14 protein-coding genes are annotated in these 14,029 nt (G+C 64.5%); 9 read left to right on the top strand and 5 right to left on the bottom strand.

All coding sequences use genetic code 11. The features are described 5' to 3' along the window. Nucleotides 1–57: 57 nt before the first annotated feature. Nucleotides 58–216 (bottom strand): DUF3309 family protein, encoded by a 159-nt coding sequence (locus tag AC23D4_RS08810; protein WP_472889351.1) that lies wholly within the window; start codon nucleotides 214–216, stop codon nucleotides 58–60. A 29-nt stretch (nucleotides 217–245) separates the two neighbouring features. Further along, entirely contained in the window at nucleotides 246–590 is a 345-nt protein-coding gene (locus AC23D4_RS08815; protein WP_472889350.1) for a collagen-like protein, read from the bottom strand. Nucleotides 591–776: 186 nt separating this feature from the next. On the opposite strand from AC23D4_RS08815, the gene trhP reads away from it, so the two are divergent. Together trhP and AC23D4_RS08825 are read left to right on the top strand one after the other, a co-directional pair. Further along, nucleotides 777–2,159, top strand: coding sequence for a prephenate-dependent tRNA uridine(34) hydroxylase TrhP (gene trhP, locus AC23D4_RS08820; protein WP_472889349.1), 1,383 nt, complete (start codon nucleotides 777–779; stop codon nucleotides 2,157–2,159). Nucleotide 2,160: 1 nt separating this feature from the next. Next, nucleotides 2,161–3,027 carry a Rossmann-like domain-containing protein gene (locus tag AC23D4_RS08825; protein ID WP_472889348.1) on the top strand — a complete coding sequence of 289 codons (867 nt, stop codon included), beginning with the start codon at nucleotides 2,161–2,163 and terminating at the stop codon, nucleotides 3,025–3,027. 55 nt (nucleotides 3,028–3,082) lie between these two features. Here the strand turns inward: AC23D4_RS08825 and acnB are convergent, their stop codons facing one another. The 3 genes from acnB to AC23D4_RS08840 form a co-directional block, all read right to left on the bottom strand. After that, nucleotides 3,083–5,683, bottom strand: coding sequence for a bifunctional aconitate hydratase 2/2-methylisocitrate dehydratase (gene acnB, locus AC23D4_RS08830; protein WP_472889347.1), 2,601 nt, complete (start codon nucleotides 5,681–5,683; stop codon nucleotides 3,083–3,085). Between the two features lie 73 nt (nucleotides 5,684–5,756). Continuing rightward, a complete protein-coding gene (locus tag AC23D4_RS08835) occupies nucleotides 5,757–6,779 on the bottom strand; it encodes an HpcH/HpaI aldolase/citrate lyase family protein (RefSeq protein WP_472889346.1) in 1,023 nt (340 codons plus the stop codon). A gap of 18 nt (nucleotides 6,780–6,797) precedes the next feature. Further along, nucleotides 6,798–7,784: a malate dehydrogenase gene (locus tag AC23D4_RS08840; RefSeq protein WP_226463025.1), complete on the bottom strand. Its 987-nt coding sequence runs from the start codon at nucleotides 7,782–7,784 to the stop codon at nucleotides 6,798–6,800. A gap of 225 nt (nucleotides 7,785–8,009) precedes the next feature. Here AC23D4_RS08840 and AC23D4_RS08845 point away from each other — a divergent pair, with 225 nt between their 5' ends. The 7 genes from AC23D4_RS08845 (at nucleotide 8,010) to AC23D4_RS08875 (ending at nucleotide 14,027) form a co-directional block, all read left to right on the top strand. Beyond that, complete coding sequence (locus tag AC23D4_RS08845) at nucleotides 8,010–8,846, top strand: GntR family transcriptional regulator (RefSeq protein ID WP_472889345.1); 837 nt, start codon at nucleotides 8,010–8,012, stop codon at nucleotides 8,844–8,846. A 162-nt stretch (nucleotides 8,847–9,008) separates the two neighbouring features. Further along, nucleotides 9,009–9,440 (top strand): succinate dehydrogenase, cytochrome b556 subunit, encoded by a 432-nt coding sequence (gene sdhC / locus AC23D4_RS08850; RefSeq protein WP_472889344.1) that lies wholly within the window; start codon nucleotides 9,009–9,011, stop codon nucleotides 9,438–9,440. Between the two features lie 26 nt (nucleotides 9,441–9,466). Beyond that, nucleotides 9,467–9,832, top strand: a complete 366-nt coding sequence (gene sdhD / locus AC23D4_RS08855) for a succinate dehydrogenase, hydrophobic membrane anchor protein (protein WP_472889343.1) — start codon at nucleotides 9,467–9,469, stop codon at nucleotides 9,830–9,832. Between the two features lie 4 nt (nucleotides 9,833–9,836). After that, nucleotides 9,837–11,642 (top strand): succinate dehydrogenase flavoprotein subunit, encoded by a 1,806-nt coding sequence (gene sdhA, locus AC23D4_RS08860; protein ID WP_472889342.1) that lies wholly within the window; start codon nucleotides 9,837–9,839, stop codon nucleotides 11,640–11,642. A 39-nt stretch (nucleotides 11,643–11,681) separates the two neighbouring features. After that, nucleotides 11,682–12,386 (top strand): succinate dehydrogenase iron-sulfur subunit, encoded by a 705-nt coding sequence (locus tag AC23D4_RS08865; RefSeq protein ID WP_472889341.1) that lies wholly within the window; start codon nucleotides 11,682–11,684, stop codon nucleotides 12,384–12,386. 19 nt (nucleotides 12,387–12,405) lie between these two features. Continuing rightward, nucleotides 12,406–12,696, top strand: coding sequence for an FAD assembly factor SdhE (locus tag AC23D4_RS08870; protein WP_472889340.1), 291 nt, complete (start codon nucleotides 12,406–12,408; stop codon nucleotides 12,694–12,696). Between the two features lie 20 nt (nucleotides 12,697–12,716). Beyond that, nucleotides 12,717–14,027 (top strand): citrate synthase, encoded by a 1,311-nt coding sequence (locus tag AC23D4_RS08875; RefSeq protein ID WP_472889339.1) that lies wholly within the window; start codon nucleotides 12,717–12,719, stop codon nucleotides 14,025–14,027. Nucleotides 14,028–14,029: the final 2 nt, after the last annotated feature.

Consider the following 14,029-nt stretch of genomic DNA (forward strand, 5'->3'; position numbering starts at 1 on the left):
GTTAGACCAGGGCCTGCTCACACCTTTTTCCGGTTGTGAACAGGCCCCGGAAAGCGGTCAGATGCGTCCCATCAGCAGAAGCACCACCACGATGATCAACACCAACCCCAGCCCACCGCTGGGACCATAGCCCCAGCTTTTGCTGTGCGACCAGTTCGGGAAGGCGCCGATCAGCATCAGGATCAACACGATCAGCAAGATGGTTCCCAAGCTCATAGCATCTCCTTGAATGACGTGGAAGAAACTCAGTTCGTCGGTGCGGGCACGACGATGACGGTGTCGCCAGTCTTGCCGGTATTGCCGGTGTTGCCCTGCGCGCCGGTATCGCCGGTATTGCCGGTGTTGCCCTGCGCGCCGGTGTCACCGGTACTGCCAGTGCTGCCGGTGCTGCCGGTGCTGCCGGTATTACCTGTGAAGCCTTGATCGCCGGTGGCGCCGGTGGCACCCGTGGCACCGGATTCGCCAGCAGGACCGGCGGGGCCGGGCACCGTGACCGTAGCGGGCGGCGTGTTGACCACCACAGGTTCGCGGTCACAGGCGGCCAGACCGAGTGTGGACAAAAGCGCCAGCAGCAAGAGGGAGTTTTTCATGGGGATTCCTTGAGGGTCAACGGGTGTGGTTCGTGCGGTAGCACCGGTCACACGGATCACCGGTTGGACCAAACTGTCCAACCGGCATGAACCGAGCGTAGCGACAGCTCCGCACCGAGTCTGTGCGCTGGCGAACACGGGCCCGAATTCAGGGCCGCAACCGCCGGTTTGCGGGACAATTAGAGAGTGAACCTCAAAGTCCCCGAACTCCTGCTCCCCGCCGGCACGCTGCAACGCATGCGCGCCGCCTACGACTTTGGCGCCGACGCCGTCTACGCCGGCCAGCCGCGCTACAGCCTGCGCGCGCGCAACAACGAGTTCCGCATGGAACAGATCGCGCAGGGCATTGAAGAGGCGCACGCCCGCGGCAAGAAGTTTTTCGTCACCAGCAACCTGATCGCCCACAACGACAAGCTGCGCACCTACCTGCGCGACCTGCAGCCGGTGGTGGAGCTGCGGCCCGACGCGCTCATCATGGCCGACGCCGGCCTGATCATGCTGGTGCGCGAGCAGATGGAGAAAGGCCTCTGGCCCGAGGTGCCGATCCACCTCTCGGTGCAGGCCAACACCACCAACAGCGCCGCAGTGAAGTTCTGGCAGAAGCAGGGGGTGAGCCGCATCATCCTGTCGCGCGAGCTCAGTCTCGATGAAGTGGCCGCGATCCGCAACGACTGCCCGGACATCGAGCTCGAAGTGTTCGTACACGGCGCGCTGTGCATCGCGTATTCGGGCCGCTGCCTGCTCAGCGGCTACTTCAACCGCCGCGACCCCAACCAGGGCACCTGCACCAACGCCTGCCGCTGGGAATACAAGACCCAGGCCGCGACCACCGAAACTGACACGGGCGAAGCCGTGCCGCTGGCGCAGCTCGACGGCTTCAACTTCGCCCAGGAAGACGAAGAAGCGGCGAGCGCCTTCTCCACCGTGGGCAACGGCCAGCGCCATCCCGAAGCCAACAAGGTGTGGCTGATCGAAGAAGCCGGCCGCCCCGGCGAGCTCATGCCCATCATGGAAGACGAGCACGGCACCTACATCATGAACAGCAAGGACCTGCGCGCGGTGGAGCACGTGGGCAAGCTGGCGGCCATGGGCATCGACTCGCTCAAGATCGAGGGCCGAACCAAGAGCCACTACTACGTGGCGCGCACCGCGCAGGTGTACCGCCGCGCCATCGACGACGCCGTGGCCGGCAAACCCTTCAACCCCGAACTGCTGCTGGAGCTTGAAGGCCTGTCCAACCGCGGCTACACCGGTGGCCTGATGGAGCGCCGCCCGGCGCAGGACTACCAGAACTACATCACCGGCCACTCCACCAGCCAGCGCAGCCAGTTCGTGGGCGAGGTGCTGCAGGTGCGCGAAGACGGCTGGGTCGAAGTGGAAGCCAAGAACCGCTTCGCCGTGGGCGACCGGCTGGAAATCATCCACCCCGCGGGCAACCACACCGTCATGCTGGACGCCATGCGCAACCAGGACGGTGAAGCCATCACCGTGGCGCAGGGCAGCCCCATCCGCGTCTGGGTGCCGCTGGCCGCACCCGTCGAAGGCGCGTTGATTGCGCGGCTGAGCTGACATGCAGACCGCTCACATTGCCCGGGCGTTGCTGGCCCAGCTCGCGCAAATCGGGCAGCGTTTTCCGCCGGCGCTCGTGGCACGCCTGCACGTGCCACGGCGCGCAGAAAACCCCGGGGCGCACGACGCCGAGTTCTGCGCCATCGAACTGGGAGACGGCGCCTTCGGCCTGTCTTATGTGCTGCTGGGCGACACGCTGGATGCGTTGCTGAAGTCCCACGGCGGCGCTCGGGGCACGGCACCACTTGCGGGCGCCGACCCGATGGCACTGGCCAGCCGGCTTGAAAATGGCAGCCCTGTGGAACGCGCCATCGCGCTCGCCGCCATCAACGCCCTCACCGATTCGGTGTGGCGGCAAATAGGCTACGAGCCACCGCCGGCCGGCAACTCGCTCGGCGACGTGACACTCACCGCGCAGGACCACCTGGGCATGATCGGTTTCTTCCCGCCGCTGGTGCGCAGAGTTGCCGAGGCCGGAGGCCGCCTGAGCGTGGTGGAGATGGACGCCGCGATGGTCGCGCGCCAGCGCGAGCGTTTCCCGAATGTGCACATCACGCTGAACCGCGCCGACCTCGGCCCCTGCAACGTGGTCGTCGGCACCTCCACCATGCTGCTCAATCACACGCTGGACGACATGCTGGCGGCCGCACCGAACGCTACGCGCTTCGCGGTCATCGGTCCTTCGGCCGGGCTCTGGCCCGATGCCCTGTTCGAGCGCGGTGTGACGCTGCTGGGCGGCACGCGGGTGGTCGATGCGCGGCGCTTTCGCGAAGCCATGGCCGGCGGCGAATCCTGGAGCGAGGCCACACGCAAGTTCGCGATGGCACGCGAGGGCTGGCCCGGCTGGCGCTGCTTGACCGGTCTTTGAACAGCCCAAAAAAGAAGCGGCCCGAAGGCCGCTTCTTTTTTGGGGAGCGAATGGCTTATGCCGTCACGCCCTTGGCAGTCTCTGCGTACTCTTCGATCTGGTCGAAGTTCAGGTACTTGTAGATCGCTGCGCCATCCTGGTTCACGATGCCCATGGCTGCGTGGTACTCGGCCACGGTCGGGATCTTGCCCAGCTTGGACGCAATCGCTGCCAGCTCGGCCGAGGCAAGGTACACGTTGGTGTTCTTGCCCAGGCGGTTCGGGAAGTTGCGGGTGGAGGTGGACACCACGGTCGCGCCTTCACGCACCTGCGCCTGGTTGCCCATGCACAGCGAGCAACCGGGCATTTCGGTGCGGGCACCGGCGGCGCCGAAGCTGGCGTAGTGGCCTTCCTTGATCAGCTCCGTCTCGTCCATCTTGGTCGGCGGGGCCACCCACAGCTTGACCGGGATGTCGCGCTGGCCGCCCAGCAGCTTGGCCGCGGCGCGGAAGTGGCCGATGTTGGTCATGCACGAACCGATGAAGGCTTCATCGATCTTCGTGCCGGCCACTTCGCTCAGGGTCTTGGCGTCGTCCGGATCGTTCGGGCAGCAGAGGATGGGTTCCTTGATGTCGGCCAGGTCGATCTCGATGACGTGCGCGTATTCGGCGTCCTTGTCGGCTTCGAGCAGCTCAGGCTTGGCCAGCCAGGCCTCGACCTTTTCGATGCGGCGCTGCAGGGTGCGCTTGTCTTCGTAGCCGTCGGCGATCATGTTCTTCATCAGCACGATGTTGCTGGTGAGGTACTCCTTGATCGGCTCGGGGTTGAGCTTGATGGTGCAGCCGGCGGCGGAGCGCTCGGCAGACGCATCGGAGAGTTCAAACGCTTGCTCGACCTTGAGGTTGGGCAGACCTTCGATTTCCAGAATGCGACCGGAAAACTCGTTGATCTTGCCGGCCTTGGCCACGGTCAGCAAACCTTGCTTGATGGCGTACAGCGGAATGGCGTGCACCAGATCGCGCAGGGTCACGCCAGGTTGCATTTCGCCCTTGAAGCGCACCAGCACCGACTCGGGCATGTCCAGCGGCATCACGCCGGTGGCGGCACCAAAAGCCACGAGGCCGGAGCCCGCAGGGAAGGAAATGCCGATCGGGAAGCGGGTGTGCGAGTCACCGCCGGTACCCACGGTGTCGGGCAGCAGCAGGCGGTTGAGCCAGCTGTGGATGACGCCGTCGCCCGGGCGCAGGGCCACGCCGCCCCGGCTGCTGATGAACTTGGGCAGTTCGCGGTGCGTCTTCACGTCCACCGGCTTCGGATAAGCCGCGGTGTGGCAGAAGGACTGCATCACCAGGTCGGCGCTGAAGCCCAGGCAGGCCAGGTCTTTCAGCTCGTCGCGGGTCATGGGGCCGGTGGTGTCCTGCGAGCCCACGGTGGTCATCTTCGGCTCGCAGTAGGTGCCCGGGCGCACGCCCTGGCCTTCCGGCAGGCCGACGGCGCGGCCGACCATTTTTTGCGCCAGCGTGAAACCGGCGTTGGTGGCCGTGGGCACGCTGGGCAGGCGGAACAGGGTGGACGCTGGCAGGCCCAGGAACTCGCGCGCTTTGGCGGTCAGGCTGCGGCCAATGATGAGGTTGATGCGGCCGCCGGCGCGCACTTCGTCGAACAGCACGTCGCTCTTGAGCTTGAACTCGGCCACGGTCTGACCGTTTTTCACCAGCTTGCCGTCATAGGGCAGCACGTCGATCACGTCGCCCATTTCCAGCTTGGACACGTCCACTTCGATCGGCAGCGAGCCGGAGTCTTCCTGCGTGTTGAAGAAGATGGGGGCGATCTTGCCGCCCAGCGTGACGCCACCGAAGCGCTTGTTGGGCACGAAGGGGATGTCTTGACCCGTGGCCCACACCACGCTGTTGGTGGCCGACTTGCGGCTGGAGCCGGTGCCGACCACGTCGCCCACGTAGGCGACCAGGTGGCCCTTTTTCTTCAGGTCTTCAATGAACTGCATCGGGCCGCGCTTGCCGTCTTCCTCGGGCTTGAACGCCGCGTCGGGGCGGGTGTTCTTCAGCATCGCGAGGTAGTGCATGGGGATGTCCGGGCGCGTGGTGGCGTCCGGGGCGGGCGACAGGTCGTCGGTGTTGGTTTCTCCGGGCACCTTGAACACGGTGACGGTGATCTTCCTGTCGACTTCAGGGCGGCTGGTGAACCACTCGGCGTCGGCCCAGCTCTGCATCACTTCCTTGGCGACTGCGTTGCCAGCCTTGGCTTTCTCGGCCACGTCGTTGAAGAAGTCGAACATCAGCAGCGTCTTCTTCAGCGCTGCGCCGGCCACGGCCGCCACTTCGGCGTCGTCCAGCAGCTCGATCAGGGGATGCACGTTGTAGCCACCCACCATGGTGCCCAGCAACTCGGTGGCCTTGGCCTTGGAGATCAGGGCGACCTTTTCATCGCCGTGCGCCACGGCGGCCAGGAACGAGGCCTTGACCTTGGCGGCGTCGTCCACGCCCGGGGGCACGCGGTGCGTCAGCAGGTCCATGAGGAAGGCGTCTTCGCCCGCGGGCGGGTTCTTGATCAGTTCGATCAGGGCAGCGACCTGCTTGGCGTCGAGCGCCAGCGGGGGAATGCCCAGGGCGGCGCGCTCGGCGGCGTGGGCGCGGTAGTCGGTCAGGAAGGTCGACATGGTTTTCTCCAGAGAGGTGGGGAAGGATCTGATAAGGGTGAAAGGCAAGGTGCTGCGTGGGGACCAAGCAAGCTCAGTGCCGCACGGCGTGAACCACCGCAGGAGGGATCGAGGCAGCGAGCGCGAACCAGTGGCGCACAGATTCGGGCAAGGCATGCCCGGTCTGGTGTGCCCGTTCGAGCACCTGCCAGTAGAAGCGGTAGCTGGCTCGGTCGTGCAGGCGGCCTTCGAACTGCACCGGCGCCCAGTCGGCGGCGGTGGCGCGTTCGATGATGCCGGCAGCGGTATGGATCTCGCGGTCTTCGGGCGCAAAAGCGGCCAGGATGGGCCGGATCTGGTCCGGGTGGATGCTCCACATGCGGGTGTAGCCAAGCTCGCGGGCGGCCTTGTGCGCGGCGGTCTGCAGCGCGGCCGGGTCCTTGAACTCGGTGACCACATTGTGCGAGGGCACCTTGCCGTGTGCGTGGCAGGCCGAAGCGATCTCGATCTTGGCGCGCAGCACCAGCGGATGGCTGAACTGCCCGGCCACGCCCATGCCATCGGCCGGAATCGCACCGCCATGGGCGGACACGAAATCCATCAGGCCAAAACTGAGCGACTGCACGCGCGGATGCGCGGCAATGTCGAAGGCGCGGTGCACCGCGGCAGGCGACTCGATCAGCACATGCAACGGCAACGAGGTCGCACCGGCGGCATCCATGGCAGCGACAGCACGCTGCACATCGGCCACCGACTCGACCTTGGGCACCATCAGATGCGTGAGACGTGAGGCCGCCTGGCACGCGATGGTCGCCACATCGGCGTCGAACGCCGGATGGTCCACCGGGTGCACGCGCACGGCCACACGCGCGTCGGGCGCCGCACCGAGCGCCAGCGCCGTCACCAGCGCCGCGTGATCGGCCTCGCCGCCCACGGGCGCACCGTCTTCGCAATCCAGCGTGACGTCAAAGACACAGGTGCCGAACTCGGCCGTGAGATCGGCCTGCAGTTGCAGGCTCTTCTTCATCCGCGCTTCCACCCCGCTGTAGTGGTCGCAGACCGGCAGCGCGAACGCGCCGGCCTGGGCCCCGAGGAGGATGTCGCGCGGATGGATCACGCCGTGGTTACCAACGGGTTACAGCAGGTGCTTGACGCCGTCCTGCTCGCCCTGCAGCTCGGCCAGGGTCTTGTTGATGCACTCCTGCGAGAAAGCGTCGATGTCCAGGCCTTCGACCACGGTGTATTCGCCGTTGGCGCAGGTGACCGGGAAGCCGAACATGACTTCCTTGGGGATGCCGTACCAGCCTTGCGACGGGATGCCCATCGTGACCCATTCGCCGTTGGTGCCCAGTGCCCAGTCGCGCATGTGGTCGATGGCGGCGTTGGCGGCCGAGGCGGCGGAAGACAGGCCACGCGCTTCAATGATCGCGGCGCCGCGCTTGCCGACGGTGGGCAGGAACACGTCCTTGTTCCAGACCTGGTCGTTGATCATGTCCTTGACCGAAGCGCCGTCGATGGTGGCGAAGCGGTAGTCGGCGTACATGGTGGGCGAGTGGTTGCCCCACACGGCCAGCTTCTTGATGCTGGAGACGGCCTTGCCGGTCTTGGCGGCCAGCTGGCTGGCGGCGCGGTTGTGGTCCAGGCGCAGCATGGCGGTGAAGTTGCCCGGCTTCAGATCGGGGGCGGCCTTCATGGCGATGTAGGCGTTGGTGTTGGCGGGGTTGCCGACCACCAGCACCTTGACATCGCGCGATGCAACGGCGTTCAGGGCCTTGCCCTGGGTCGTGAAGATGGCGCCGTTGATGGCGAGCAGCTCGGCGCGCTCCATGCCGGGGCCGCGCGGACGCGAACCGACCAGCAGAGCGTAGTCGGTGTCCTTGAAGGCGGTCATCGGGTCGCTGTGGGCTTCCATGCCGGCCAGCAGCGGGAAGGCGCAGTCTTCAATTTCCATCATCACGCCCTTGAGCGCCTTCTGGGCCTTCTCGTCGGGGATTTCCAGCAGTTGCAGGATCACGGGCTGGTCTTTGCCCAGCATTTCGCCCGAGGCGATGCGGAACAGCAGGGCGTAACCGATTTGACCTGCGGCACCAGTGACGGCAACACGAACGGGCTTCTTGCTCATGGTGAAAACTCCAGAAAAGGACGTTGGGTAAATGAAAAGCGGGCGGGACGAACCCCGAGTCCGGGACCTCACAAAACGCGGAAAAACCCGCGAACCGTGAATTTGGCTCAGCCTTGAAGTGTACCCTCGCAAACCCTGATTGGTCAATTTGTCTTATGTCTTATATAAGATATCATTGACCTCGTCGCCGGACACCCACGGCGGCACCATCGAGTTCAAAAATCCATGGCAACCCCACCCGCCTTTCTGCCCGATTCGTCATCACTGGACACCCGATCCACAGGGGATCCGGGTGGGCCGAGCAGCGGCGACGCCATCGGCTCGGCCAGCCAGGGCGCCCCGGCGTTCAGCCCGCTGTACCAGCAGATCAAGACCCTGATCCTGCGCAGCCTGCAAGCCGGCGAGTGGAAACCAGGCGACATGATTCCCAGCGAGTTCGATCTGGCCGCGCGCTACCGGGTGAGCCAGGGCACGGTGCGCAAGGCCATCGACGAGCTCGCCACCGACAACCTGCTCGTGCGCCGCCAGGGCAAGGGCACCTTCGTGGCAACCCACGCGGAACAACACATCCAGTATCGCTTCCTGCGCCTGTTGCCCGACACCGGCACGCTGGAAGCCCAGGGCCCCGCCGAACGGCGCATCATCGAGTGCCGCCGCCTGCGCGCACCAGCGGAAGTCGCGCGCCAGCTCGCCTTGCGCACCGGCGATCCGGTGCTGCAGGTCCGTCGGGTGCTGGCCTTCGGTGGCACGCCTGCCATTCTGGAAGACCTGTGGTTGCCGGGCACGACCTTCAAGGGGCTCACGCAGGAAACGCTGGCCGAAGACAAGGGTCCCATGTATGCGCTGTTCGAAACCCAGTTCGGCGTGCGCATGGTGAGGGCCGTCGAAAAGCTCAAGGCGGTCAACGCCGATGCCGATACCGCGGGCTGGCTCGGCATCGAAGCCGGACATGCCCTGCTCAGCGTCGAACGGCTGGCCTACACCTACAACGATGTGCCCATGGAGCTGCGCCGTGGCCTCTACCGCACGGAAACCCGGCACTACCACAACGAACTGAACTGAGGGCCATGGGCTGCATCGACACCACCGCTCACACGCCTCACCCAGTGTCAGGGTCCGGTATGCTGCGTTGCAATAGAATTTGCGGGCCCGTGGTCTGAGTTACCAACGAGTTACAAGAAATCCTTCCAACCTCCCTGTCTCCTCATCGGAAGAAAGCCCACCATGACCGAGTTGACCAAAAAGCGGCCCGAATTCCGCAACATCAACGCCTTCAAAGACCTGACCACCTACCGCCTGCCGCTGGCGGGATGGGTGTCGATCCTGCACCGCGCCAGCGGCGGCCTGATGTTCATCCTGCTGCCGCTGATCGTGTGGCTGTTCGACACCTCGGTCTCGTCCGAGCTGTCCTTTGAACGCTTCAGTTCGGCCTTCGCCGCCGGGATAGGTTTCGTGCCGGGCTGGTTCTTCAAGCTGGTCGTGCTGGCCATCATCTGGGCCTACCTGCACCATCTGATTGCCGGCCTGCGCCACCTCTACATGGACGTGGCCCACGCCGTCAGCAAAGAGTTCGGCAAATCGTCGGCCATCGTCACGCTGGCCCTGAGCATCGGCCTCACGCTGGTCCTGGGCGCCAAGCTGTTCGGTCTGTACTGAGCACAGTCACCAAGAGGAACAACCCCATGTCTGTCAACTTCGGTTCCAAGCGCGTCGTCACCGGCGCCCACTACGGCCTGCGCGACTGGCTCGCCCAGCGCGTCACCGCCGCCCTCGTCGCCCTGTTCACCTTCATCGTGCTCGCGCAGGTGATTTTTTCCAGCGGCCCCATGGGCTACGACACCTGGGCCGGCATCTTCGCTGCCCAGTGGATGAAGGCCCTGACCTTTGTCGTGTTCGTGGCCCTCGCCTGGCACGTCTGGTTCGGCATGCGCGACATCTGGATGGACTACGTCAAGCCCGCCGGTATCCGCCTCGTGCTGCACATCTTCACCATCGTCTGGCTCGTGGCCTGTCTGGGCTGGGCTGTTCAAGTTCTCTGGAGGCTCTGAAGCCATGACCGTTACTGCAAATCTCCCCAAGCGCCAGTTTGACGTCGTGATTGTCGGCGCCGGCGGCTCCGGCATGCGCGCCTCGCTGCAACTCGCCCGCGCCGGCCTGAAAGTGGCCGTGCTGTCCAAGGTGTTCCCGACCCGTTCGCACACCGTGGCAGCGCAAGGCGGCGTGTCCGCCTCGCTCGGCAACATGAGCGAAGACAACTGGCATTACCACTTCTACGACACCATCAAGGGTTCCGACTGGCTGGGTGACCAGGACGCCATCGAATTCATGTGCCGCGAAGCCCCGAAGGTGGTCTACGAGCTCGAACACTTCGGCATGCCGTTTGACCGCAACCCCGACGGCACCATCTACCAGCGCCCCTTCGGTGGTCACACCGCCAACTACGGCGAGAAGCCGGTGCAGCGCGCCTGCGCCGCGGCCGACCGCACCGGCCACGCCATGCTGCACACCCTGTACCAGCAGAACGTGCAGGCACGCACGACGTTCTTCGTCGAATGGATGGCGCTGGACCTGATCCGCGACGCCGATGGCGACGTGATCGGCGTGACCGCGCTGGAAATGGAAACCGGCGAGACCTACATCCTCGAAGCCAAGCAGACCCTGCTGGCCACGGGTGGCGCAGGGCGCATCTTCGCCGCCTCCACCAACGCCTTCATCAACACCGGCGACGGCCTGGGCATGGCGGCGCGTGCTGGTGTGCCGCTGCAGGACATGGAGTTCTGGCAGTTCCACCCCACCGGCGTGGCTGGCGCGGGCGTGCTGCTGACCGAAGGCTGCCGCGGTGAAGGCGCGATCCTGCTCAACAGCGAAGGCGAGCGCTTCATGGAGCGCTATGCGCCCACCCTGAAGGATCTGGCCCCGCGCGACTTCGTTTCACGCTGCATGGACCAGGAAATCAAGGAAGGCCGCGGCTGTGGTCCCAACAAGGACTACGTGCTGATGAAGCTCGACCACCTGGGCGCCGAAACCATCCGCAAGCGCCTGCCCTCGGTGGAAGAAATCGGCCACAACTTTGCCAACGTGGACATCACGCGCGAGCCAATCCCCGTCGTGCCCACCATCCACTACCAGATGGGCGGCATCCCGACCAACATCAACGGCCAGGTCGTCACGCCCGACGGCCATGGTGCGCAGAAAGTCGTCAACGGCCTTTACGCCGTGGGCGAATGCGCTTGCGTCAGCGTGCACGGCGCCAACCGCCTGGGCACGAACTCGCTGCTCGACCTGCTGGTGTTCGGTCGCGCCGCCGGCAACCACATCGTCGAGAACAACAACAAGTTGCAGGTGCACAAACCCCTGCCCGCCGACGCCGCCGACAGGACCCTGGCCCGCCTCGCTCGTCTGGATGCTTCGAGCGAAGGCGAATACGCCCAGGACGTGGCCAACGACATGCGCGCCATCATGCAGCAGCACGCTGGCGTGTTCCGCACCCAGGCCAGCATGGACGAAGGTGTCACCAAGATCAATGCCCTGCGTTCGCGAGTGGCCAAGATCACCCTGGGTGACAAGTCCAAGGTGTTCAACACGGCGCGCATCGAAGCGCTGGAAGTGGACAACCTGATGGAAGTGGCGCAAGCCACCATGACCTCGGCCGCAGCCCGCAAGGAATGCCGTGGCGCGCACACCGTGAACGACTACGAGCGTCCGGCCGACGACGCCCAGTTCCCTCTGGGCCGCAACGATGTGGAGTGGATGAAACACACGCTGTGGGACAGCGCCACCAACAGCCTGTCCTACAAGCCCGTCAACTTGAAGCCGCTGACCGTGGAATCCGTGCCTCCGAAGGTCCGTACCTTCTAAGCACCCATCCCGAACAGAACAAGCCCGGAGAAAAACACCATGGCCCTTCGCACATTCAAGATCTACCGCTACGACCCGGAAAAGGACGCCAAGCCCTACATGCAGACCATCGAGGTCGAACTCGACGGCCACGAGCGCATGTTGCTCGACGCGCTGATGAAGCTCAAGAAAGTCGATCCCACGATCTCCTTCCGCCGCTCCTGCCGCGAAGGTGTCTGCGGTTCGGACGCGATGAACATCAACGGCAAGAACGGTCTGGCCTGCCTGACCAACATGAACACGCTGCCCGGCGTGATCACCTTGAAGCCCCTTCCCGGCCTGCCGGTGGTGCGCGACCTGATCGTCGACATGACGCTGTTCTTCAAACAGTACAACAGCATCAAGCCCTACCTGATCAACGAGACCCCAGCCCCCGAGCGCGAGCGCCTGCAGAGTCCCGAAGAACGCGAAGAGCTCAACGGTTTGTATGAGTGCATCCTGTGCGCCAGCTGCTCGACCAGCTGCCCGAGCTTCTGGTGGAACCCGGACAAGTTCGTCGGCCCGGCCGGCCTGCTGCAGGCCTACCGCTTCATCGCCGACAGCCGCGACGAAGCCACCAGCGAGCGCCTGGACAACCTGGAAGACCCGTACCGCCTGTTCCGCTGCCACACCATCATGAACTGCGTGGATGTGTGCCCGAAGAACCTGAACCCGACCAAGGCGATCGGCAAGATCAAGGAAATGATGGTGATGCGCTCGATCTGAGCGCCCCACCCGAACCACTATGGATGCCAGTACCTGTGACGCCCTGCTCGATCAACGCGCTCTGAGCAAGCTGCGCTGGCGCTGCCGCCGTGGACTGCTCGAAAACGACCTGTTCATCGACAGCTTCTTTGCCAGGCACGCTTCTGGCTTGACTGTCAGGCAGGCTGAAGCTCTGGGGGTTCTAATGGATTTGTCCGACAACGATCTGCTCGATCTGTTGCTCGGCAGGAAATCACCCCAAGGCGAGCTGGCCCGTGACGACGTCACGCACGTATTGGGCATGCTTCGCGCAGCCCGGCTACCCGTTTAAGCCCCTTAAAAGGAAACCGAATGAAACTCGTAGACAACAAAGCCACCTTGTCGTTCTCCAACGGCAGCCCCAGCGTCGACATGCCGGTGTATGCCGGCAGCATCGGCCCGGACGTGATCGACATCCGCAAGCTGTACGCACAGACCGGCATGTTCACCTACGACCCCGGCTTCCTGTCGACCGCTTCCTGCCAGTCGGCCATCACCTACATCGATGGTGACAAGGGTGAACTGCTGTACCGCGGCTACCCCATCGAGCAGCTCGCCACCCACTGCGACTACCTCGACACCTGCTACCTGCTGCTCAACGGCGATCTGCCCAACGAAAAGCAACGCGGCGACTTCCACAAGCTCGTGATCAACCACACCATGGTCAACGAGCAAATGCAGTTCTTCCTGCGTGGCTTCCGCCGCGATGCCCACCCCATGGCCGTGCTGACCGGTCTGGTGGGAGGTCTGTCGGCCTTCTACCACGACAGCACCGACATCAACAACCCGGAACACCGTCACGTGGCGGCCATCCGCCTGATCGCCAAGATGCCCACCCTGGTGGCCATGGCCTACAAGTACGGCGTGGGCCAGCCCTACATGTACCCGAAGAACGACCTGAGCTACTCGGGCAACTTCCTGCGCATGATGTTCGGCACCCCGTGTGAAGAGTACGTGGTGAACCCAGTGCTCGAACGCGCCCTGGACCGCATCTTCATCCTGCACGCCGACCACGAGCAGAACGCGTCGACCTCCACCGTGCGCCTGTGCGGTTCGTCGGGCACCAACCCGTTTGCCGCCATCGCTGCCGGCGTGGCCTGCCTCTGGGGCCCCGCTCACGGCGGCGCCAACGAGGCCTGCCTGAACATGCTGGAAGACATCCAGCGCCAGGGCGGCGTGGCCAAGGTCGGCGAATTCATGGAGAAGGTCAAGGACAAGAACTCCGGCGTGAAGCTGATGGGCTTCGGTCACCGCGTCTACAAGAACTACGATCCCCGCGCCAAGCTGATGCAGGAAACCTGCGACGAAGTGCTGAAGGAACTGGGTCTGGAAAACGACCCGCTGTTCAAGCTGGCCAAGGAACTGGAGCGCATTGCCCTGGAAGACGAGTATTTCGTTTCGCGCAAGCTCTACCCGAACGTGGACTTCTATTCCGGCATCGTGCAACGCGCCATCGGCATCCCGGTGAATCTGTTCACCGGCATCTTCGCCCTGGCCCGCACCGTCGGCTGGATCGCCCAGCTCAACGAAATGATCAGCGACCCCGAGTACAAGATCGGCCGTCCTCGCCAGTTGTTCACGGGCGCCGAGCGCCGCGACGTCCCCGCTGGTTTCAAGCGATAAAC

Source organism: Hydrogenophaga sp. L76 (assembly GCF_057654755.1).

What these genes read in the sequence shown, in the direction of transcription:
- AC23D4_RS08870 (WP_472889340.1), top strand. Translation starts at nt 12,406, where the DNA reads ATGGATGCCAGTACCTGTGACGCCCTGCTCGATCAACGCGCTCTGAGC.
- AC23D4_RS08845 (WP_472889345.1), top strand. Translation starts at nt 8,010, where the DNA reads ATGGCAACCCCACCCGCCTTTCTGCCCGATTCGTCATCACTGGACACC.
- AC23D4_RS08825 (WP_472889348.1), top strand. Translation starts at nt 2,161, where the DNA reads ATGCAGACCGCTCACATTGCCCGGGCGTTGCTGGCCCAGCTCGCGCAA.
- sdhD (WP_472889343.1), top strand. Translation starts at nt 9,467, where the DNA reads ATGTCTGTCAACTTCGGTTCCAAGCGCGTCGTCACCGGCGCCCACTAC.
- sdhA (WP_472889342.1), top strand. Translation starts at nt 9,837, where the DNA reads ATGACCGTTACTGCAAATCTCCCCAAGCGCCAGTTTGACGTCGTGATT.
- AC23D4_RS08840 (WP_226463025.1), bottom strand. Translation starts at nt 7,784, where the DNA reads ATGAGCAAGAAGCCCGTTCGTGTTGCCGTCACTGGTGCCGCAGGTCAA.
- AC23D4_RS08810 (WP_472889351.1), bottom strand. Translation starts at nt 216, where the DNA reads ATGAGCTTGGGAACCATCTTGCTGATCGTGTTGATCCTGATGCTGATC.
- sdhC (WP_472889344.1), top strand. Translation starts at nt 9,009, where the DNA reads ATGACCGAGTTGACCAAAAAGCGGCCCGAATTCCGCAACATCAACGCC.
- AC23D4_RS08815 (WP_472889350.1), bottom strand. Translation starts at nt 590, where the DNA reads ATGAAAAACTCCCTCTTGCTGCTGGCGCTTTTGTCCACACTCGGTCTG.
- AC23D4_RS08875 (WP_472889339.1), top strand. Translation starts at nt 12,717, where the DNA reads ATGAAACTCGTAGACAACAAAGCCACCTTGTCGTTCTCCAACGGCAGC.
- acnB (WP_472889347.1), bottom strand. Translation starts at nt 5,683, where the DNA reads ATGTCGACCTTCCTGACCGACTACCGCGCCCACGCCGCCGAGCGCGCC.
- AC23D4_RS08865 (WP_472889341.1), top strand. Translation starts at nt 11,682, where the DNA reads ATGGCCCTTCGCACATTCAAGATCTACCGCTACGACCCGGAAAAGGAC.